17 protein-coding genes, 1 tRNA gene and 2 rRNA genes (1 of these 20 only partly in view) are annotated in these 21,539 nt (G+C 40.0%); 10 read left to right on the top strand and 10 right to left on the bottom strand.

All coding sequences use genetic code 11. The features are described 5' to 3' along the window. Together RGU12_RS17780 and RGU12_RS17785 are read right to left on the bottom strand one after the other, a co-directional pair. Positions 1–2,610, bottom strand: a 23S ribosomal RNA gene (locus tag RGU12_RS17780); it reaches 322 nt to the left of the window's first position. 408 nt (positions 2,611–3,018) lie between these two features. After that, positions 3,019–4,570 (bottom strand): 16S ribosomal RNA (locus tag RGU12_RS17785). Together the 16S and 23S rRNA genes form the textbook arrangement of a ribosomal RNA operon. 446 nt (positions 4,571–5,016) lie before the next feature. Between RGU12_RS17785 and RGU12_RS17790 the strand changes: the two genes are divergently transcribed. The 4 genes from RGU12_RS17790 (at position 5,017) to RGU12_RS17805 (ending at position 7,605) form a co-directional block, all read left to right on the top strand. Continuing rightward, on the top strand, positions 5,017–5,214 hold the full coding sequence (locus RGU12_RS17790) for a hypothetical protein (protein WP_116353034.1): 198 nt from the start codon (positions 5,017–5,019) through the stop codon (positions 5,212–5,214). A 136-nt stretch (positions 5,215–5,350) separates the two neighbouring features. Next, positions 5,351–5,896: an RNA polymerase sigma factor gene (locus RGU12_RS17795; RefSeq protein WP_309537223.1), complete on the top strand. Its 546-nt coding sequence runs from the start codon at positions 5,351–5,353 to the stop codon at positions 5,894–5,896. Further along, complete coding sequence (locus RGU12_RS17800) at positions 5,874–6,488, top strand: hypothetical protein (RefSeq protein ID WP_309537224.1); 615 nt, start codon at positions 5,874–5,876, stop codon at positions 6,486–6,488. Before RGU12_RS17795 ends, RGU12_RS17800 begins: the two co-directional genes overlap by 23 nt. Positions 6,489–6,648: 160 nt before the next feature. Continuing rightward, positions 6,649–7,605: a processed acidic surface protein gene (locus tag RGU12_RS17805; RefSeq protein ID WP_309537225.1), complete on the top strand. Its 957-nt coding sequence runs from the start codon at positions 6,649–6,651 to the stop codon at positions 7,603–7,605. A gap of 44 nt (positions 7,606–7,649) precedes the next feature. Here the strand turns inward: RGU12_RS17805 and RGU12_RS17810 are convergent, their stop codons facing one another. From RGU12_RS17810 to plsY, 4 genes are all read right to left on the bottom strand, one after another. Beyond that, positions 7,650–8,561, bottom strand: coding sequence for a DMT family transporter (locus RGU12_RS17810; RefSeq protein ID WP_309537226.1), 912 nt, complete (start codon positions 8,559–8,561; stop codon positions 7,650–7,652). A gap of 82 nt (positions 8,562–8,643) precedes the next feature. Then, entirely contained in the window at positions 8,644–10,542 is a 1,899-nt protein-coding gene (locus RGU12_RS17815) for a beta-propeller domain-containing protein (protein WP_309537227.1), read from the bottom strand. 92 nt (positions 10,543–10,634) lie between these two features. Continuing rightward, the gene (locus RGU12_RS17820; RefSeq protein ID WP_309537228.1) at positions 10,635–12,233 is read right to left on the bottom strand and encodes an aminotransferase class V-fold PLP-dependent enzyme; all 1,599 of its coding nucleotides are present in this window, start codon (positions 12,231–12,233) and stop codon (positions 10,635–10,637) included. Positions 12,234–12,249: 16 nt separating this feature from the next. Continuing rightward, positions 12,250–12,819 (bottom strand): glycerol-3-phosphate 1-O-acyltransferase PlsY, encoded by a 570-nt coding sequence (gene plsY / locus RGU12_RS17825; RefSeq protein WP_309537229.1) that lies wholly within the window; start codon positions 12,817–12,819, stop codon positions 12,250–12,252. A 185-nt stretch (positions 12,820–13,004) separates the two neighbouring features. On the opposite strand from plsY, the gene RGU12_RS17830 reads away from it, so the two are divergent. From RGU12_RS17830 to RGU12_RS17840, 3 genes are all read left to right on the top strand, one after another. Continuing rightward, positions 13,005–13,076: transfer RNA gene (locus RGU12_RS17830), tRNA-Ala, on the top strand. Positions 13,077–13,207: 131 nt separating this feature from the next. Then, complete coding sequence (locus tag RGU12_RS17835) at positions 13,208–14,341, top strand: thermonuclease family protein (RefSeq protein WP_309537230.1); 1,134 nt, start codon at positions 13,208–13,210, stop codon at positions 14,339–14,341. A gap of 228 nt (positions 14,342–14,569) precedes the next feature. Next, on the top strand, positions 14,570–16,054 hold the full coding sequence (locus tag RGU12_RS17840; RefSeq protein WP_116353025.1) for an aldehyde dehydrogenase family protein: 1,485 nt from the start codon (positions 14,570–14,572) through the stop codon (positions 16,052–16,054). Positions 16,055–16,288: 234 nt separating this feature from the next. Here RGU12_RS17840 and RGU12_RS17845 read toward each other — a convergent pair whose 3' ends face one another. The 3 genes from RGU12_RS17845 to RGU12_RS17855 all read right to left on the bottom strand — a co-directional run bounded on the left by RGU12_RS17845 (position 16,289) and on the right by RGU12_RS17855 (position 18,370). After that, entirely contained in the window at positions 16,289–16,903 is a 615-nt protein-coding gene (locus tag RGU12_RS17845) for a YitT family protein (protein WP_309537231.1), read from the bottom strand. 75 nt (positions 16,904–16,978) lie between these two features. Further along, positions 16,979–17,713: an NUDIX domain-containing protein gene (locus RGU12_RS17850; protein ID WP_309537232.1), complete on the bottom strand. Its 735-nt coding sequence runs from the start codon at positions 17,711–17,713 to the stop codon at positions 16,979–16,981. 135 nt (positions 17,714–17,848) lie between these two features. Further along, positions 17,849–18,370: a GNAT family N-acetyltransferase gene (locus RGU12_RS17855; RefSeq protein WP_116353022.1), complete on the bottom strand. Its 522-nt coding sequence runs from the start codon at positions 18,368–18,370 to the stop codon at positions 17,849–17,851. Positions 18,371–18,622: 252 nt separating this feature from the next. On the opposite strand from RGU12_RS17855, the gene RGU12_RS17860 reads away from it, so the two are divergent. The 3 genes from RGU12_RS17860 to RGU12_RS17870 all read left to right on the top strand — a co-directional run bounded on the left by RGU12_RS17860 (position 18,623) and on the right by RGU12_RS17870 (position 21,000). Beyond that, a complete protein-coding gene (locus RGU12_RS17860) occupies positions 18,623–19,351 on the top strand; it encodes a glucosaminidase domain-containing protein (RefSeq protein ID WP_309537233.1) in 729 nt (242 codons plus the stop codon). 106 nt (positions 19,352–19,457) lie between these two features. After that, complete coding sequence (locus RGU12_RS17865) at positions 19,458–20,222, top strand: CPBP family intramembrane glutamic endopeptidase (protein ID WP_309537234.1); 765 nt, start codon at positions 19,458–19,460, stop codon at positions 20,220–20,222. 97 nt (positions 20,223–20,319) lie between these two features. Then, entirely contained in the window at positions 20,320–21,000 is a 681-nt protein-coding gene (locus tag RGU12_RS17870; RefSeq protein WP_309537235.1) for an SIMPL domain-containing protein, read from the top strand. 92 nt (positions 21,001–21,092) lie between these two features. Here RGU12_RS17870 and RGU12_RS17875 read toward each other — a convergent pair whose 3' ends face one another. Continuing rightward, positions 21,093–21,431: a DsrE family protein gene (locus RGU12_RS17875; RefSeq protein WP_309537236.1), complete on the bottom strand. Its 339-nt coding sequence runs from the start codon at positions 21,429–21,431 to the stop codon at positions 21,093–21,095. Positions 21,432–21,539 lie beyond the last annotated feature (108 nt).

Consider the following 21,539-nt stretch of genomic DNA (forward strand, 5'->3'; position numbering starts at 1 on the left):
CTCGCGTACCGCTTTAATGGGCGAACAGCCCAACCCTTGGGACCGACTACAGCCCCAGGATGCGATGAGCCGACATCGAGGTGCCAAACCTCCCCGTCGATGTGGACTCTTGGGGGAGATAAGCCTGTTATCCCCGGGGTAGCTTTTATCCGTTGAGCGATGGCCCTTCCATGCGGAACCACCGGATCACTAAGCCCGACTTTCGTCCCTGCTCGACTTGTAGGTCTCGCAGTCAAGCTCCCTTGTGCCTTTACACTCTACGAATGATTTCCAACCATTCTGAGGGAACCTTTGGGCGCCTCCGTTACTTTTTAGGAGGCGACCGCCCCAGTCAAACTGCCCACCTGACACTGTCTCCAAGGCCGATAAGGCCTTCGGGTTAGAATTTCAATACAGCCAGGGTAGTATCCCACCGACGCCTCCACCGAAGCTGGCGCTCCGGCTTCCAAGGCTCCTACCTATCCTGTACAAGCTGTACCAAAATTCAATATCAGGTTGCAGTAAAGCTCCACGGGGTCTTTCCGTCCTGTCGCGGGTAACCTGCATCTTCACAGGTACTATAATTTCACCGAGTCTCTCGTTGAGACAGTGCCCAGATCGTTACACCTTTCGTGCGGGTCAGAACTTACCTGACAAGGAATTTCGCTACCTTAGGACCGTTATAGTTACGGCCGCCGTTTACTGGGGCTTCGATTCAGAGCTTCGCTTGCGCTAACCCCTCCTCTTAACCTTCCAGCACCGGGCAGGTGTCAGCCCCTATACTTCGCCTTGCGGCTTCGCAGAGACCTGTGTTTTTGCTAAACAGTCGCCTGGGCCTATTCACTGCGGCTTTTCAGGGCTATTCACCCTAAAAAGCACCCCTTCTCCCGAAGTTACGGGGTCATTTTGCCGAGTTCCTTAACGAGAGTTCTCTCGATCACCTTAGGATTCTCTCCTCGCCTACCTGTGTCGGTTTGCGGTACGGGCACCTTCTACCTCGCTAGAAGCTTTTCTTGGCAGTGTGGAATCAGGAACTTCGGTACTATATTTCCCTCGCCATCACAGCTCAACCTTACGGTAAGCGGATTTGCCTACTTACCAGTCTAACTGCTTGGACGCGCATATCCAACAGCGCGCTTACCCTATCCTCCTGCGTCCCTCCATTGCTCAAACGGTAATGAGGTGGTACAGGAATTTCAACCTGTTGTCCATCGCCTACGCTTTTCAGCCTCGGCTTAGGTCCCGACTAACCCTGAGCGGACGAGCCTTCCTCAGGAAACCTTAGGCATTCGGTGGAGGGGATTCTCACCCCTCTTTCGCTACTCATACCGGCATTCTCACTTCTAAGCGCTCCACCAGTCCTCTCGGTCTGACTTCGCTGCACTTAGAACGCTCTCCTACCATTGTTCGTAAGAACAATCCACAGCTTCGGTGATACGTTTAGCCCCGGTACATTTTCGGCGCAGAGTCACTCGACCAGTGAGCTATTACGCACTCTTTAAATGGTGGCTGCTTCTAAGCCAACATCCTGGTTGTCTAAGCAACTCCACATCCTTTTCCACTTAACGTATACTTTGGGACCTTAGCTGGTGGTCTGGGCTGTTTCCCTCTTGACTACGGATCTTATCACTCGCAGTCTGACTCCCGAGAATCAAGTCTTTGGCATTCGGAGTTTGACTGAATTCGGTAACCCGATGAGGGCCCCTAGTCCAATCAGTGCTCTACCTCCAAGACTCTATACTCGAGGCTAGCCCTAAAGCTATTTCGGAGAGAACCAGCTATCTCCAAGTTCGATTGGAATTTCTCCGCTACCCACACCTCATCCCCGCACTTTTCAACGTGCGTGGGTTCGGGCCTCCATTCAGTGTTACCTGAACTTCACCCTGGACATGGGTAGATCACCTGGTTTCGGGTCTACGACCACGTACTATGTCGCCCTATTCAGACTCGCTTTCGCTGCGGCTCCGTCTCTTCAACTTAACCTTGCACGGGATCGTAACTCGCCGGTTCATTCTACAAAAGGCACGCCATCACACATAAATGTGCTTTGACTACTTGTAGGCACACGGTTTCAGGTTCTATTTCACTCCCCTCCCGGGGTGCTTTTCACCTTTCCCTCACGGTACTGGTTCACTATCGGTCACTAGGGAGTATTTAGCCTTGGGAGATGGTCCTCCCAGCTTCCGACGGGATTTCACGTGTCCCGCCGTACTCAGGATCCACTCAAGAGAGAACGAAGTTTCGACTACAGGGTTGTTACCTTCTCTGACGGACCTTTCCAGGTCGCTTCGTCTACTTCGCTCTTTTGTAACTCCGTATAGAGTGTCCTACAACCCCAAGAGGCAAGCCTCTTGGTTTGGGCTATCTTCCGTTTCGCTCGCCGCTACTCAGGAAATCGCGTTTGCTTTCTCTTCCTCCGGGTACTAAGATGTTTCAGTTCCCCGGGTCTACCTTCTCTTACCCTATGTATTCAGGTAAGGATACTGCCCCATTACGAGCAGTGGGTTTCCCCATTCGGAAATCTTCGGATCAATGCTTACTTACAGCTCCCCGAAGCATATCGGTGTTAGTACCGTCCTTCATCGGCTCCTAGTGCCAAGGCATCCACCGTGCGCCCTTCATAACTTAACCTATTCGGCTTTGATTAGCGTCGAATCTCTTCGTCACCTCATTCGTCATCATCCTCACGTACGTTAAAGTACGCTCCGGTAATTCCTCAATCGGTTCCTCGACCTTCTCGCTTCTCATTCACCTTTAAGTTTTAAAGAACTTTACTTCAATGAATGTTTTGTTACGTTATCTAGTTTTCAAAGAACGAAGCCACTGACTTCAATCACATCATGATTAAGCATCAGTGAGTAATCTTCATGCAGCTTTGCGCTGAGGAATCAATCATCTTTGATTAATCTTGCAGACGCAAGTGCAAATGATTTTTGCGTTTGTGCAAAAATCGACCTCTGAAAGTACAAAAGCACTCTCAAAACTGACCACAATACAAAGCGTCTTTTTATGAAGTTCGTAGAACTTCAGTTTCCTTAGAAAGGAGGTGATCCAGCCGCACCTTCCGATACGGCTACCTTGTTACGACTTCACCCCAATCATCTGTCCCACCTTAGGCGGCTGGCTCCTTACGGTTACCCCACCGACTTCGGGTGTTACAAACTCTCGTGGTGTGACGGGCGGTGTGTACAAGGCCCGGGAACGTATTCACCGCGGCATGCTGATCCGCGATTACTAGCGATTCCGGCTTCATGCAGGCGAGTTGCAGCCTGCAATCCGAACTGAGAATGGTTTTATGGGATTGGCTTAACCTCGCGGTTTTGCTGCCCTTTGTACCATCCATTGTAGCACGTGTGTAGCCCAGGTCATAAGGGGCATGATGATTTGACGTCATCCCCACCTTCCTCCGGTTTGTCACCGGCAGTCACCTTAGAGTGCCCAACTAAATGCTGGCAACTAAGATCAAGGGTTGCGCTCGTTGCGGGACTTAACCCAACATCTCACGACACGAGCTGACGACAACCATGCACCACCTGTCACTCTGTCCCCCGAAGGGGAAAGTCCTATCTCTAGGAGTGTCAGAGGATGTCAAGACCTGGTAAGGTTCTTCGCGTTGCTTCGAATTAAACCACATGCTCCACCGCTTGTGCGGGCCCCCGTCAATTCCTTTGAGTTTCAGTCTTGCGACCGTACTCCCCAGGCGGAGTGCTTAATGCGTTTGCTGCAGCACTAAAGGGCGGAAACCCTCTAACACTTAGCACTCATCGTTTACGGCGTGGACTACCAGGGTATCTAATCCTGTTCGCTCCCCACGCTTTCGCGCCTCAGCGTCAGTTACAGACCAGAGAGCCGCCTTCGCCACTGGTGTTCCTCCACATCTCTACGCATTTCACCGCTACACGTGGAATTCCGCTCTCCTCTTCTGCACTCAAGTCCCCCAGTTTCCAATGACCCTCCACGGTTGAGCCGTGGGCTTTCACATCAGACTTAAAGGACCGCCTGCGCGCGCTTTACGCCCAATAATTCCGGATAACGCTTGCCACCTACGTATTACCGCGGCTGCTGGCACGTAGTTAGCCGTGGCTTTCTGGTTAGGTACCGTCAAGGTACCGCCCTATTCGAACGATACTTGTTCTTCCCTAACAACAGAGCTTTACGATCCGAAGACCTTCTTCGCTCACGCGGCGTTGCTCCGTCAGACTTTCGTCCATTGCGGAAGATTCCCTACTGCTGCCTCCCGTAGGAGTCTGGGCCGTGTCTCAGTCCCAGTGTGGCCGATCACCCTCTCAGGTCGGCTACGCATCGTCGCCTTGGTGAGCCGTTACCTCACCAACTAGCTAATGCGCCGCGGGCCCATCTGTAAGTGATAGCTAAAAGCCATCTTTTAATACGAGACCATGTGGTCTCATATGTTATCCGGTATTAGCTCCGGTTTCCCGAAGTTATCCCAGTCTTACAGGCAGGTTGCCCACGTGTTACTCACCCGTCCGCCGCTAATCTTTGGGAGCAAGCTCCCTCAGATTCGCTCGACTTGCATGTATTAGGCACGCCGCCAGCGTTCATCCTGAGCCAGGATCAAACTCTCCAATAAGAGTATTGATTGCTCAATAAGTTTTGTTACTTAGAATTAACGTTGACGCTTGTATTGTGTTCAGTTTTCAAAGAACTTTTTTAGTTTGTCGCCCAGAAGCGACTTTTCTAATATAACATTTTCACTTGTGAGTGTCAACTACTTTTAAAAAGTTTTTGTTGCTCACTCATTCAATTTGTCACTCGTTTTGGCGACAAAAATTAATATACCATCTCTTATATCCTTTTACAAGACCTTTTTTAAAAAAAGTTTTTAAGTACAAAAAAATAATATCTTCTCTCTATTAATTCGTCATTGAAGAGATAAGATTATTATACAAGAAATAGTTTCTATATGAAATACTTTAATCATTTTATATCTTTCAATTAATGTCTCTATTATTTTAATCATATTTGCTAGATTTACTCATATATTTTATTAAAAGAAATTTGGAAGGAGGAAAGATTTTGTTTTTTGAGTTTCTACAAGCCGTTGGCATGTTTTTATCATTAGCGATGTGTTTATTTTTATTCTCATTTGTTTATATAGAAGGTTTAAGAATTAGTAATAATGAAGGAAGAATTGAAGCAAGTACTTTCATTACCTTTGTTTCGTCTATTGTAATGGCTTTCGTTTTTAGTTTTTTTGCAAGTTCTTTTTATTAAAGCGGTATTCCTTTTTCAGTACTGACAATCCATTAGGTTGTCAGTTTTTTTTCGAATTTTTTTCCTTTAAATGTGAAAGAAGTTGATGTCTTAATCGTCTAATTATATAAAGGTAAGTACAAAGGGGGTACGACGCTTGGCACATATTAGTCAAATTGAGAGATGGTTTTATGAGTATGGGGATGATGTTTATAGCTTTCTTATTTACTATACAGGGTCAATCGACGTTGATGATTATGTTCAGGAGGTATTTTTGAAGGCAATCCGATCATTCCATACCTTTGAGGAACGTTCCAACCCTAAGACATGGTTACTTTCAATTGCAAGGAATTTAGTAATTGATAAAAACCGTCGAAAGAGGCTTATCAAATTTCAACCTTTTGACTTACTAGGAAAAAGGCATATTCAAATTGATCAATCTAATCCGGAGAGAGCTCTACTTTTAGACGAAGTTCTTTCTGACATTCATGATGCAATCCTTCGCCTAAAACAATCTTATAAAGAAGTTCTTGTTTCAAGATTAATTTTAGAACTGAGTGTTGAAGAAACAGCTACCGTTTTAAACTGGTCTACTAACAAAGTTTCCTTGACTTACCATCGTGCTGTTAAAGCTTTACAGAAAAATCTTAACTCTATCAACAAAGGAGAGGAAAAAGACTATGAAGAATACCTACCCAAATAAATCATTTCCAAAATTTCAATTAAATAATGCACAGAGAACCCATATCGTAAATCAAATCAGAACAAGCAAAACTAAGAAAGAGAATAGGTTTTCTTCTAGCAGATTCATTATGCCCTTCCTATCAGGTGTGGTTATTTTATTACTTGTATTTGGGATTGGAACATACTCTTATTATTCCATTTTTAAAGAGGAACTCTTACATGCAGATTCTGTCTCATCATTTATAATTGATCTTCCAAAAGAATTTACTATAGAGGAACAAGGCGATTCACATATTTTTTTAAAAAATGGAACAGAGGTTGGTGGGGTAAAGAAGATCAACAAGAAATTAAAACAGCAACTATTGTCTCAGTCAGGGATATTTGAAGATGATTTGTTGGAAGATTTTCAGGAACCAACTCAACGAGTCCTTTTCCATGTTAAAGAAATGCACGCCATTCAAACGGTCCATTATTTCATTCAACCCAATGATCAAGAGGTCATCTATGATTTGTATTTTCATGCGAATAATCCCGGCTATTTCGGTGGTTCGGATTACCAAGCAGACTTAAAGATTATTCATGAGATAGCAAAGACATTTCGACTCAACTAGACCTAATAAAAGTTAATTTACGACCTTCATATATTTTTGTATTCATTGTGCATCATAGTCCTCATCTTTTAGTATTTCATTAAATTCCTCCTTTACATGCATTATTTGGTAAAAGTTGAAAATACTACACCTATGAATATAATGGCTTGGAGGAAGAGGAATGAAGAAGTTTTTACTAGTTGGGGTACTTTTTTTATTCCAGCTTGCGTATTTGTCTGTAGATGTGTTTGCTGAGGTTACCACAGAGGATTTAAAGAAATATACAACTGAGACCGGTTTGACTGAAGATGATCTTGAGGATTACCTGGCAGTTTATGATTTGTCCTTAAAGGATTTTGAAAACGTAAATGAACTGGTTTCCTATTTAGGAGAGCCTGTTAACAATGAGACCATTCAGACTCTTTTAACGAAACATAATCTAAATGAAGATGAATTACAACATATCCTGGGCGGATTTGGGGAGTCAGTAGAAGATTATTTATTCATTAAGGACCTTGACACAACTGTTGACTTCTATCTTAATCATGCCGAGGTATTGGTAGAAGCAGAGCGAATGCTGTCTGAGGTTGGGCTAACAGAGGACGAGATTGATGGATTATTTCTTCACTTTTTAAGCTTAAATGATATAAATCTTGAAGAGAAGATGAAATCTATCAGCTCTAATTTAGAGCAATACTTTTCCTATAATAATTCAGAAGGACTGTCTTCTGAGCAACAAAAAGAGCTTCTAGTGATGTACGATAATATGATCGAAGTTTTTGAGTTACAGCCAAGATACTATCTATTAAAGGATGGTGCTAAGGAAGCTATTGCTTATAATAAGCTACTTGAAATGGACACACTTGATGGTGCGGAACTGCTTGTTGAACTATATCGAGCTAATGATGAATACCTGCTCGATTTAAAGCTTTCAGAGGAAATGCTAGCTACTGATTTTATCATTGAACGTGGTGAAAAACTTCTAACTGTTGCTACACTAGCAACGGAAATGAGTATGAAGGTTCAGGGGAATAAACTTCCAATTACCGCTAGTCCATATTCGAACCTTCTATTAATCGGGACCCTATTCCTATTACTTGGGATTGGTGCTGTATTCATGACTCGTAAATATGCTTAAAAAATAAAGCCAGGTCTACAATTGGTAGACTTGGCTTTGCATTTTTATCCTACACTTTGTTCTGAAAAGGATACCCTTTGTTTTTTCTTTCGTTCGCCTATGGAGTAGAGCCAAATCCCAACAACAATAATGACTCCCCCAATAAGCTGTGTTTGAATGATTTTCTCAGAAAGGATAAAATAGGCTAGAATTGCCGCTCCTACTGGTTCAAATAGAATACTGACCGAAATGGTTGACGTACTTACCCATTTTAATGACCAATTGAAAAGGTTATGACCAAGCAAAGTTGGGACGATCGCTAATAGTAAAAAGTACATCCAGTCTTCACTAGCGTATCCACCTAGTGGATATTTAAAAATCACTACATATAAAAAGAGAGTTATCGTACTAATGCTGTACACAACAAATGTATATGTGACAAGTGATATCCGTTTTCGAACTGTTTGCCCAAATAGTAGATAGGCTGTAACCATCACGCACGAAATGATTGCCAAGAAGTCACCGTATAATGCACTTCCACTAATTCGGAAATCCCCCCAACTAATGATTATACTTCCACATAAAGCTAGAAGGGTGCTTAGTATGGCCCCTAAACTTATTTTTTCTTTAAACAAAAAATAAGTTCCTATGAAAGCAAACACGGGCTGCATCGTTACTAATACAGTTGAACTCGTCACGGATGTGTAGTTAAGCGATTCAAACCAAAGGATAAAATGGAGAGCTAAAAAAACACCTGATATTGTGGAAAAAAGCCAATCTTTTTTTGTGATGACCCGAAGTTCTTTTCGATACTTCCATAAAAAAACAGGAAGCATTAATAGGACTGTGAAAAACAGCCGATAGAAAGCAATAACCGGTGCGGGTGCATTTGCTAATTTAACAAAAATGGCCGATGTCGATACTGCAACGACACCAATTGCCAACACGAAATATGGATTCATTTTTGGTTGATTCATGTATGTCCCTTCATTTCAAATATAATCTTATATAGTATATAAGATAAATGCATAAAAAGGATAGAAGAAAATTCTACCCTTTTTATCGTAAGGAGACCTCACCAGTTTGATTATAATTTTTTATGTCATATGCAGAAATCATAGTCGGTGAGATAGCATACAATGTGTCACCGATTGTCAGTAGACGTTGTATCTCTCCCTCCCACGTTTCATATGGTCCAGTATCGTGTGATAATTTTGCTTTCAAATCAATTCCTTCTAAATGGATATCGTATACATATGCACCTTGAAATTCGAATTTTTGCTCATACATTTTTCCTTCTAGATTTTGATAAACAGTGATCGGAAAGGCGAAAATCCCTTTTTCCTTATTAAATAATAATGCTTTATGGTCATAATTTAATGGGGAGTATGTTCCACGGCCACCAATGATTTCAGTGAACTTTTCCTTTGGATTATTTACATCACGAATATCAAACAACGAGATTTTAACACCATCTGTATAAACCATAGGCTCACTATTACTTGTTTTATTATCAGCAACAACCTTTGTGTCTTGTCCAAAGCCAATCACATGATTTTCGTCATATGGATGGAGGTAGTTGCTAAAGCCTGGGATTTTAAGTTCTCCAAGGACTTTTGGTGCTTTTGGATTACTAGCATCGATGACGAATAATGGATCTACTTGTTTGAAAGTGACAATATAAATACGTTCACCCATGAAACGTGCTGAATAGATTCGCTCTCCCCGTGCCAGATCACTTAATGAACCAATTTGCTGTAAATTTTCATCATAAATAAACAAATTGTTCGAAGATGGTTTGGAGTTATTCCAAGTATCTCCTTTCGTTGTGGCTACTCGGAAGGATCCATTGAATTCGTCCATGGAAAATTGATTTAAAATGGTTCCTGGTACTTCAGTTGAACTATGGAATTCGACTTTGTCCCCTTCTACTGTAAATTTGTAGACATTTGTATCTGGGGAATCGGAGCCACCCTCCCTAAATGGAATCGCATAATAATTTGCAACTGCAATATAGATGTTTTCCTTTGACATATACATTAAATTCCCACTACCTAAATAAGACGTAATTGAAGCTTCTTTATCAGGGGTATTTAAGTCAAAGGCAGCAATTAGGGTAAAATTAGTTTCTTTTGAACCAGGAATATATTGTATTTTTTCATACGGTACCAAGGAACTTTCCTCACTAGTTGCTGAATCTGAGAAACGGGGCCTTAGATCGATATCCTCTTCTCTCGTATCTTCCATAATCCAATAATTCGGGTAGTGATTCGCAACCAGATAAATATAGTTATCAATTCTACGTGATGTCACATGGTTTCCGTCAACTTCTACCCTACGGATTTCCTCGGGATTTTTTGGGTCCTGTATATCATAAACAATCGCTGTTGTTGCTTCAAAATGTCGAGGCGGATAGATCATTGAACGTTGATTTTGATTTTTATCCGGCGTACTATCATGAAATGTATGACCAATCACGACTAGTTTGTCTTCGTATAAGAACATTTGGTTCGGCGAAAATGAGTGAGAATATGGTATTGTCGTGATCAACTGCATTACATTTGCTGGTACTGCCTTAATGATATTTAGTTTTCCATCAATAAGTTGATAAATATATTCCCCATCGGTTTTTACGATATCTGCTTCATCAACACCTTGGACTTGAGTGTTCGTCTCTGAGTGCTCGCTTCCACCTTTTACCGCACTATCACCTGCAGCAGATTCTGTTGACACCGACATTTCCTGTTGTGCAGTATCTCTCGCGAAAAAACGAAACCTTTGATTACGCTTTTCCTCCTTAATCGCATCACGGAATATTTCTGTTAGCTTTTCTTTTGTAACGGGTTGTATCTCAGGATCTACTTGGCTAACAACTGCCGGCTTTGAAGTAGTAAAAATAGCCGTCATAGTAGTTATCACAATGACCGTGGCCAGAAAAACAATCCATCTTTTCTTCATTCATTTCACCCCTTTTCCACTTAGACGATAACTGGTAAGAAATGTTACAAAAATAAGAATCCTGTTGCATCTCGACAAAAAAGAAAAGCCCTCTATACAGAAGGCTCACCTGCTATTTCATATTGGTTTAATAAAAGTTCAAATGTACGTAGCATTTTTAGAATTTGTTTTTCTTCATGACTGCTTAAACACGAGATTTGAATCCATTTCTTTTCTTGTAAATAGTGACTTTCATAATGAAGGTAATATCCTTGAAGTGCCATGTCATCTCCAAAATCCTTTGAAGATACATGTTCTGGCAAAAGAATCGTCATGATTGCGGGTGACGAATATTCAGGTGGGGTTAGAATCTGCAATCCTAGACCCTCAATGTACTCACGAATCATCTTATATCGTTCTTTAATTTTCTGATAGCAATCATCATTTTCATATTTTTTAAGTGCTTCATATAAAGCCTCAAGCATGTTTGAGGAATGGGAATATGGAATACTGTCATGATTTGCATACATTCCGAGATCTAGATATCTTGGTATGGACGGGTTTGGTCTTATGTCATGATTATGGAAGACAAATGATAATCCCGTATATCCGCCAAGTGCTTTTCCACTCACTCCTGATGCAAAATAGACACCCTGTAAATCTAGTTTAACTGCACCGACCGTACTGATACAGTCAAGACAGAGGTTCACCTTGTTTGAAAGACAGATTTCTTTTAAATTCTGGATGTTTGTAAGCATCCCCGTTGAAGTTTCACTATGAACAGCCCAAAGCCATGTATAATGACCTGTTCCAAGCTCTTTCTTAATCTCTGTTTCAGTGATAGGTACTCCCCAATCTTTTTCTACCTTTTTAAAAGATAATCCCGCTCGATTGGCATGGTCAATTAGCCTTGACCCGAACTCCCCATTGTTTAGGATTAAGCCTTTTCCTCCTATTACAGCAAGCTGAGCAGCAATTACATCATTCGCAAGAGTCCCCGAGCCTACTAATACTTCCACATGCTTTGAGTTTGTCATGCTACAAAGTTTCTCTCTCACAGACCTCATTTTTAATAAAAATTCATTTGAACGATGTGATACGGGCTCTTGCTTAAGTCCCGCATACACATTTTCATGAATTTTAATGGGACCAGGTAAAAAACTAACCGGTTCCTTTAGAATTCTTCCAGCCAGTGACTCATCAAAAGTTTGTTTCGTTAAATACATTGGCCAGAACGAAGCTTCCTCAGTTCCAGTTAGAGAGGCAAATGGAATAAACCCTAGCTGCCGATACAATTTCTCTTGTCTTGTTGTTCCAGAAATCAAGGCTACATCATAGCCTTCTTTCAAGCAAAAATTAGACATTAGCTGGGCAAGTCCAAAAAAGATTCTACCATTACTACGATATTCTTCTTCAACCGATAATAATCGAATTTCACATGGTTTATTCGGTTTTACCGGTAGTTGTTCATCTAAATTGTGTAACTTATAATCTAGCGAGAATGGTCTTTTGGCTCTTACAGCAATCATTCCCACTACTTTTGAATCCTTTACACAAATCAAATACGTATTTTGATCATGAAATTTATCCACTAACATCTTTTCTTCATTTTTATCATGCTGAGGAATTTCTTCAACAAAGGTTTTATAGTTTAAACGGTGAATTTGATTAAACTCCTGTTTTGTCCGAGCAATTTTATAGACAAATGTCATGATGGGCTCACTCCACTTATTTATTTTCTTTTCCTAGTCTTTCTTTTAAATTATCTCGATGTGCAAATAATAATAATGCGATTACAATAAAAACAAGGGCACATTCGAGGATGGAATAATCCATAAACCAATAAATAAATGGCATCGTAAAAAAAGCTGTCATCCCTGCTATTGTAAAGCTTCTCGAAATTGCTAATAAAACGAGAAAGATTCCACCAAACACTAGAAATGGCTGATATGCTAATACAACAAGACCACCTGCAGCTGTCGCAATTCCTTTTCCACCTTTAAATTTGAGCGTAATTGGCCAAATATGTCCGACGACAACAGCGATCAATGATAGAATCTGATATTCTAAGGAAAATCCAAGGTATTTTGCACCCATAACAACAAGTAACCCTTTTAACACATCACCTAAAGCTGTTAACAAAAATCCTTTTTTCCCTAGCAATCTACCAGCATTTCTCGCTCCAACATTTCCACTTCCGAGTTTGCGGATATCTTCACCTTTCATAAACTTCATTACGACATAGGCGGACATAATCGTTCCAATAAAATATGAGGCTAGTACATATAAAAAAATCACGAGTTCACCACCATTTTAGGTTTAATCAAATTTTACCATTTTTTTATAACTGTTCACATTAAAAATGTAGATTAGCTTAGTCCTTTTTTAGTAGAAATATATGAACATTTGGTTATCCTCATTCAAAAAGTATTTAATGATTGTCTATTAAAAACGCTCATGATATAATTTGGTTAATTTCATTCGGGGTTGTAGCTCAGGGGGAGAGCATTTGCCTGGCAGGCAAAGGGTCGTGGGTTCGATTCCCATCAACTCCACTATGTAAAAGTCACTCTTGTTCAACAAGGGTGGCTTTTTTCTTGTATGTGCAGCAAATTCTTTGATAACATTTATTTTAAAATAAATTACATACACTAAACAAAAATATTCTACTAGGGGGAAAAAAACGGTGCAATATTTATTGGGGTGTCTAGGAATTATTCTCCTACTTGCTCTTATTGTCGCAATCATCTCATGGATCATCTCAAATCTATTCGCCACTATAGGGCTTGTGTTAGCAGCTATTGGCATCTATACGACCTATAAATATCATAAAAACGGGCGCAAATTGAAACTTCCGATTACCCTAATAGCCGCGGGTGCTATCCTTGCTATTATTGGATTCTCTACAAATAATGAAGACACTAAAACCGAAGTTGCAAAGGAACAAGTGGCAGATCAAGTAGAGAACGACAATGAACAAGTCGCTCAGGAAAAGGCGAAGGAACAAGCAAAAGAAAAAGCGGAGCAAGAAAAAGCGGCTAAGGAAGCAGAACAAAAAGCGGCTGAAGAAGCTAGACAAAAAGAAGAAGCCGAACAAAAAGCAAAAGAAGAAAAGGAACGACAAGAACAAGCGGAACAAACAACTGATCAACAGGCTCAGGCAATCGGCTTAGAAGCGGTAATCGTATCTCGGGTTGTAGATGGGGACACAGTTGAGCTTTCTGATGGTCGAAAGATTCGTTTAGTTGGAGTAAATACTCCTGAATCAACAACAAGACATGAAGTATATGGGAAAGAAGCAAGTAATTATACTACCTCTCAACTGGAAGGAAAAAAAGTGTGGCTTCAAAAGGATGTATCCGATAAAGATCGCTATGATCGTTACTTACGTCTCATCTGGGTTTCAGTTCCTTCAAATGTCATGAATGAATCAGAAATCCGTTCCAAAATGTTCAATGCACAACTGGTCTTAAATGGGTATGCAGAACCATCCACCTACCCTCCTGATGTCACCTATAGCGACTATTTTGTCAAGTTCGCGCGAGAAGCACGAGCAAACGGAACTGGACTTTGGGCATACGGAGAAAACGGAACAACAAAAGGAGACCTCGATACAGGTAGTTCAAAACCTGCGCCACCAGCTAACAAACCATCCACAGGTGGTGGCTCTAACAGTAATACAGGTAATGGTCAGGAATCCTATAAGAATTGTACAGAACTTCGAAAAGTCTATCCTGAAGGTGTTCCATCCACACATCCAGCTTATGAATCAAAACATGACCGAGACAAAGATAATTGGGCATGCGAAAAGGCCTCATAGAGCATACAGACTCAATCAGTTTGATTGGGTCTTTTTTTGTTTAATTTTGATTTTTCACTTCAAAAGTTATGTAAGCTACTTATTATTTATGTCGAAAAAGGTTGTCGCAAATAGTCGGAATCTTTTGCCAAAAGTTGATTGATTACTAGTTTCAAAATGTTACCATAGTATTGTAGGCGTTTCCACATCGCCTGAATTACTAGTTTTATAAAAAAAAGGAGGAAAAAAATGAGCCAATTAACTTTTGCATTACGAGAAAAGGTTGAGTCATTTTTAAACGGGACAAAGAAGCTTTATATCAATGGAGAATTTGTTGAAAGTGCTTCTGGAAAAACCTTCGAATCCTATAATCCTGCAACAGGAGAGGTATTAGCAACTGTAAGTGAAGCAGGACCAGAGGATATTGATCGAGCTGTAAAGGCAGCCCGAAAAGCTTTTGATGAAGGCCCTTGGCAAAAAATGACTGCAGCCCAAAGAAGCCGTATCATGTATAAACTGGCAGATTTGATGGAGCTACATAAAGATGAGCTAGCACAATTGGAAACATTGGATAATGGAAAACCGATTCGTGAAACGTCAAATGCAGATATTCCTCTGGCAATTGAACATATGCGTTACTATGCAGGATGGTCTACGAAAATCGTAGGACAAACAATCCCTGTTAATGGACCATTCTTTAACTATACTCGCCATGAAGCAGTTGGTGTTGTAGGACAAATCATTCCTTGGAATTTCCCACTGCTAATGGCAATGTGGAAACTTGGTGCAGCTCTTGCGACTGGTTGTACTGTTGTATTAAAGCCTGCAGAACAAACTCCTCTTTCTGCTCTTTATTTAGCTGAGCTTATGGAAGAAGCGGGATTCCCAGCAGGGGTTGTGAACATCGTTCCTGGCTTTGGTGAAACAGCTGGCCAACCACTTGTAGATCATCCACTGGTTGATAAGATTGCTTTCACAGGTTCAACAGAAGTTGGAAAAAGCATCATGGAAAGAGCCTCCAAAACATTAAAACGAGTGACATTAGAATTAGGTGGAAAATCTCCTAATATTATTTTACCGGATGCTGATCTTTCAAAAGCAATTCCTGGCGCATTAAATGGGGTTATGTTTAACCAAGGTCAGGTATGCTGTGCAGGTTCACGTGTCTTTATCCAAAAGAAACAATTTGATAATGTTGTGGCGGACATGGCAAGCCATGCTGAAAAGATTAAACAAGGGGCAGGACTTCATGCCGATACAGAAATTGGACCACTTGTTTCAATTGAACAACAAAATCGCGTTTTAGGATATATTGAAAAAGGACTTAATGAAGGGGCAGAACTAGTAGTTGGTGGTCAAAAACCATTTGAAGAAGGCTACTTCGTATCTCCAACAATCTTTGCAAACGTAAAAGATGAAATGACAATTGCAAAAGAGGAAATCTTTGGTCCTGTTATTTCGGCAATGCCATATGATGACCTAGATGAACTAATTGCTCGTGCAAACAATTCAGAATATGGTCTTGCTGCAGGTGTGTGGACACAAGATGTAGGAAAAGCGCATTATATTGCAAATAATTTACGTGCGGGAACTGTATGGGTGAACTGCTATAACGCGTTTGACGCAGCTTCTCCGTTCGGTGGATACAAACAATCAGGTATTGGTCGTGAAATGGGATCCTATGCCCTAAATAACTACACAGAAGTGAAGAGTGTTTGGGTTGCGATGAATTAATAAGAAAAGCGCAAGCGCCTTGAAGATGAACATCGACTAAGTACCGCCATGTCCTGTGGCAAACGTCGATGTCAGCACATCATGTGCAAGTCCGACAAGCACAAGACGAGACAGCGAGAAGGTCGCTCTTTGACCTTCTTGATGGATTGGCTTGTGACCTCGAGGGGCTAGGCGCTGAAGCTAGACATAGAAAGAAAGAAGGCGAGAACCCCTAGGTGGTTCTCGCCCTTTTCGTTAATAAGTAGTTGAATTTTGTTTTTGAGCTTGCGGTGTCGGCAAATTGACCTTATTTATAAGATCGATTATCCTTGTGCTAATAAATTGACTTACAAGCGCAAAAATAATGATTTTCCAATCTACTACAATTCCAGTTGTAAGCAAAATGGTCCCATTAATCGCAAATAGAGTTTTTCCTGGTGAATATCCTTTTAATTTTGAAATGATTAACGCTAAAATATCCATACCACCAGATGAAGCTCCCATTCGAAATAATATTCCAATCCCCACTCCAAAGATGATCGATCCCACAAGTAAATCGACGATTACATAGGAAATCGGGTTTGTTATAAATGGAGTAACCAATCGAATGGTGATTGCTGTAACTGTGACACAATACAAGGTCCATATGGCAGTTCCCTTTCCAAGCCACTTTATCGCTGCAAATAAAAGACCCGCATTTAGTATCCAGAGTGTACGATCAAAAGGAATACCCGCTACATAATTGAACAATACCGCAACACTTGCCGCTCCTCCTGTTGGAATAAAATGAGGAAAAAGAAAAGTTGCCATTGCAAATCCTTGAATCAACGCTGCCATTCCAAGTATTAAGCTTTTATTCAGTGTATTCATAATGTTAAGCTCCTAATTCATCTCCTTGCGGTTCTATCACAATGGTACCATTCCTTTTCTCAGTAAAACAATCATTTATTCTCCATCATATCTTGCGAGTAACTCATACGGCCTCACTTTAAATGCTTCATATGGTGCATAATCTCCTTTAAGTGCATCCAGAACACGTTGTTTAAACTTTTGTCTTTTAATATATTCATTCATGTTCGATTCATCTAATTTTACAAAAGCTACTTCCTTTGTCTCCTTGGAGGTTCTAACATTTCCACCTACAGATTCGCCACGAAAGACAATTGAAATAGTGCTCCCATTTGAATAAATTCCTATTACACCATGTATTATTATTTGAATTCCCGTTTCTTCAAAAACTTCCCGACAAAGTGCCTTGTCTAATGTCTCCCCTTCATCAACAGCTCCACCAGGCAACTCCCATGTATCGGATCGCCAATAGGTCTTAACTAATAATGTTTCTTGATTTTGATTTGTTATAAAACCACTAACACTAACCGTATGCTGTGGAGATTCGTATGTGCCTGTTAAAGATAAGAAATCCTCGTCACAATCCAAGTACAGTTTTTTAAATTCTTCTCCAATTTTTTCCTGTTGAACCCTCTTTTCAATCTGCAAATACTCGTCCATATTGGGATACTCCCAAATCGACATCAATTCCTCCATGGATTTCGTTTGCCATTGTCCAATTAGTTTTGCTCCATTCTTTATTTGAATTGGAATAAAGTGATCATTTAAAAAACGAACACATTGAGAAACTTGATCAGGTTTGACACGGTATGTGATTCTTTTATAAAGCATACAAATCATTCCTTTTGACATAGATAATGTATCATACGCGAAAGGTTTTAATTCGTATGGACGGGATATGTTTTCCAAAATAAAAAGGCCTGCTTTACCCTATTATTATGGTAAGCAGACCTTTTTTTAATTTGATTAGTCTCTCCAAATGATTTCACCCGATTTTGTTTGAGGATCGATTTCAACTTCGAAATCGTGTTTTTCATAAAAATAAACGAGACGGTCAACGTGATCCCAGTCTCTTTTTGCAATATCACCTGTAATCACAGGAATATTTTGTTCACGAGCGATATCCTTTAAATGATTCATACAGATTGAACCATATCCTTGGTTCGCAGGTCCTTTAATATCACCGATATGGATTGCATTATCCTCGTCCTTGTACTGAGCATGAAGTGAAAAATCCCATTTACCTCTGTAGGCTGTTTCACAGTCGTTCACCATAATTTGGCATTGGTTCCCATCATCAAAGGCTGAGACGATTACCCATTTTTCATCTTTCGATTGGTCAATACCGATGATTTGATGTTTTTTTGAAATTTCTTTCATGTTATCCTGCATACGATAAATCTGGAACTGCAATTCCTCTAAATCTTGTTTGACCTCTGACGGGCTCTTGTTCAGATCCTCTTTCATTAGCAAACTTTGAAAATACATCACAAACACCTTTCATTTTTTTGCAAAAAGCAATTTATTTCCATTTTTATGACAAAAATAGGAAATGTTTACGTTTCTTACAGTAAACATACAGTTTCCGATTATACTAAACTACTAGCGTTTTTGCAAATCTGTCTTTACTGTCATATTTTTATAAACTGGCCATAACATCTTTGTAACATTGCTGTCATTTTATTATGTTAGGATAGTTTCCAGAGTAGGAAAAAGGTCTTATGAAGGAGGTAGGATACTTTGAAAATCTCAACTCTTACAAAAAAGAAAACAGTTTTTCTCTATTTCATTGGGGCTTTAGTTATTATGGGTACTAGCATTTTTGCTACGATGCATCATTCAAATGCGCAAACAATTGAAAAGAACAACAATCCAGTACAAGAAATAAAGAAAGAAAAAATAGATGATCAAGTACAACCAACTCAACCTGTTGAAAGCAAACCCGTTCAAATGGCTTCAAAAAATTATAATGTTGAACAGGAAAATACAATCTCTGGTCCTGAACTGGACAAGCATTTAAAGGGGAATTTAAAAGGTCTTGGACCAAACTTTGTAAAATCGGGTGAAGAGCATGATATTGACCCTGTCTTTTTAGCTGCATTAGCTGCACAGGAAACCGGTTGGGGCAATTCGGATATTGCTAGTTCCCCATGGAATAATATTGGGGGTATTACGTGTATGCCTGATATTTACTCAAATATCTTTGGCGAAGATTATCCTAACCCAGGTTGTGAAGCATTAGTACAAGGTGGAACCAATTGGCAAAAGTTTTTATCAATTGAGGATAGTATTCGCTTTAAGGCGACCTATTTAAAGCAATATTATGTAGAAAATGGGAATGAAACAATTGGTGAAATCCAAACAGTTTATGCTCCAAGTCAAGCTGCTAATGATGCCACTGGTTTAAATAATAACTGGGTAAAAAATATTGTATCCATCATGAACGATGTAAAAGCTGAACAAGCCTAGCAAAGGTGCCATTATGGTACCTTTTTATTTTGTAATTTAAAGTGAACTTTCTTATCATCTCATTCGTATTATCTGCAGAATATAAATGTGAATGAGGGTGTTAACAATGACAGAGTTTTTCATTTTTTGGATAGCTGCTTCAATTGGGGCAATCGCCGTTATGCCGTATCAATTTAAAATGCTGAAAGGGAAGATTGAAGAAGAAGCTAAAAAGAATCCAAGCAAAAAGATTCCTCCCACTCCCGTGCTGATTCTAATCAGTATTGTACAAAGCGTTATACTTTTGGGAGTGTCAGCTTTTATTGGGACCTGGTTGGCACCAAAGGTTGATTTACATTGGTGGTTAATTGATCAATGGTTATATGGTACGGCTGTTCCTTATTCCATTTCCGGGACGATTCTATTGAGCGTGCTTGTCGGTGCCATTGCTTCAATTGTTATCATCGGTTTGGACTTTTTATTTATGAAAAGAATGCCCAAGGTTGACATGGATGAGCCCTCAAGATTTCAGGCTTTATTAGCTTCATTTTATGGAGGTATTTCAGAGGAAGTTTTAACCCGTTTATTCATAATGACGGGAGTGGTTTATGTATCTAGCCTTTTGGGTTTAGGGAATGCTTCCTATTGGATCGGGATTCTGTTTGCCGCTCTTTTATTCGGGGTTGGGCATTTACCAGCTGCCTTCGGACTATTCGGCAAATCCAATCTTGTGGTGACACGTACGATTTTACTTAATGCAATCCCAGGTACCCTATTTGGTTATTTATATTGGAAGTATGGAATCGAAATTGCAATGATTGCTCACTTTACTGGCGATATCTTTTTACATGTCATTTTTGGTCCGATATTTAGAAAAAGAATGGAAAAGTAGCTCACGAGGTTTCGTGGGCTTTTTATATTTGTTTGACACACCTAATATGCCAGAACTAATACAATACAACAAAAGAGATATGGGAAGGAGCTCCACGATGTATTATTATGAACCTTGGATGATGCGCTCGCAGCAAATTAGAAGTAAGCATGCAAATCCAAATAAATTGAAGGTCAATGGGGAAGGAATTGTCACAGCAACACCGACTTCTTCAACAATTACGTTGGGTGTTATAACTGAAGGCAGTACTGTTTCGGCTGCTCAAAATGAAAATAATCAAATTACGAATAATGTTATTCAATCTCTGGTTGTGCTGGGAATACCGAAAAACCATATCAAAACAGTAGAATTTCGAATTGAAATCCTGTATGATTTCGAAAATTCAAAGCAGACTTTGAGAGGCTATAGAGTTATTCACATGCTGCAAATTTCAGATGTAGATATTCAAGCAACCGGTAGCGTAGTTGATACGGCTGTTCAAAACGGAGCCAACACCGTTACAAGTATTCATTTTACTGTTTCGAATCCTCAAGTTTATTACGCAAAAGCGCTTGAAAATGCTATTAAGGATGCTCAGGGCAAGGCACGTACAATCGCTAATACATTAAAGGTTCAGCTACAAGAAATCCCGTTTCATATCAAGGAATTATCACAACAATCGCCACCCATCCCATTCCAAACGGCGATGTTTGCTAAAAGTGAAGCAGCAACACCGATTCAACCTGGGGAGCTAACGATCACGGCTAGGATTGAAGCGACTTTCACTTATACATTTTAGTTTTTGAACAGGAATTATTTTTTAAAACAAAATAATGAACTGCACCTCAATAGGTGCAGTTTCTCTATGTTTTTTACGAAACCTCATTATCCTCAAGATAGCGTAATTACTTCATATTTTGAGGCTAATTCGATAAATTGGTCCATCCCGCTTATCTGCCCGGCTGTGAGCTTTTCATTTAGCTCATAATAGTCAACACATGTTTTACAAGCAAGAACCGCAACTTTCTTTTCTTCCAGATCTTTTAATTGTAAAGAAACAAGCGAACTTTCAGTTAAAGTAAACACACCGCGGTTCATACAAAAAACCGCTGCAGGCAATTCTTCCTTTTGTTTAAGAAGGGTGAAGAAAGTTTCTAGTATCCCTTCGCCTAGTTCTTTTTCTCCTTTGCCAAGCTGATCGGAAGCAAGTAAAATAACTTTATTTTTCATTATTTCCACCTCACTGATTTATTCATTTTATGTTAGCATATTTGAAGCCTGAACCAATAATGTTATAAATTGTAATTTAAATTTTAAAAAAAGAAATACAGATAATGA

The organism is Ferdinandcohnia sp. QZ13, from assembly GCF_031324165.1.
Classification (GTDB): Bacteria; Bacillota; Bacilli; order Bacillales; family Bacillaceae_L; genus Ferdinandcohnia.

Excerpts from the sequence above, each read along its gene's own strand:
- RGU12_RS17810 (WP_309537226.1), bottom strand. The coding sequence starts at position 8,561 with ATGAATCAACCAAAAATGAATCCATATTTCGTGTTGGCAATTGGTGTC.
- RGU12_RS17855 (WP_116353022.1), bottom strand. The coding sequence starts at position 18,370 with ATGTATTTTCAAAGTTTGCTAATGAAAGAGGATCTGAACAAGAGCCCG.
- RGU12_RS17870 (WP_309537235.1), top strand. The coding sequence starts at position 20,320 with ATGTATTATTATGAACCTTGGATGATGCGCTCGCAGCAAATTAGAAGT.
- RGU12_RS17800 (WP_309537224.1), top strand. The coding sequence starts at position 5,874 with ATGAAGAATACCTACCCAAATAAATCATTTCCAAAATTTCAATTAAAT.
- RGU12_RS17850 (WP_309537232.1), bottom strand. The coding sequence starts at position 17,713 with ATGCTTTATAAAAGAATCACATACCGTGTCAAACCTGATCAAGTTTCT.
- RGU12_RS17875 (WP_309537236.1), bottom strand. The coding sequence starts at position 21,431 with ATGAAAAATAAAGTTATTTTACTTGCTTCCGATCAGCTTGGCAAAGGA.
- RGU12_RS17840 (WP_116353025.1), top strand. The coding sequence starts at position 14,570 with ATGAGCCAATTAACTTTTGCATTACGAGAAAAGGTTGAGTCATTTTTA.
- RGU12_RS17845 (WP_309537231.1), bottom strand. The coding sequence starts at position 16,903 with ATGAATACACTGAATAAAAGCTTAATACTTGGAATGGCAGCGTTGATT.
- RGU12_RS17815 (WP_309537227.1), bottom strand. The coding sequence starts at position 10,542 with ATGAAGAAAAGATGGATTGTTTTTCTGGCCACGGTCATTGTGATAACT.
- RGU12_RS17865 (WP_309537234.1), top strand. The coding sequence starts at position 19,458 with ATGACAGAGTTTTTCATTTTTTGGATAGCTGCTTCAATTGGGGCAATC.
- RGU12_RS17820 (WP_309537228.1), bottom strand. The coding sequence starts at position 12,233 with ATGACATTTGTCTATAAAATTGCTCGGACAAAACAGGAGTTTAATCAA.
- RGU12_RS17805 (WP_309537225.1), top strand. The coding sequence starts at position 6,649 with ATGAAGAAGTTTTTACTAGTTGGGGTACTTTTTTTATTCCAGCTTGCG.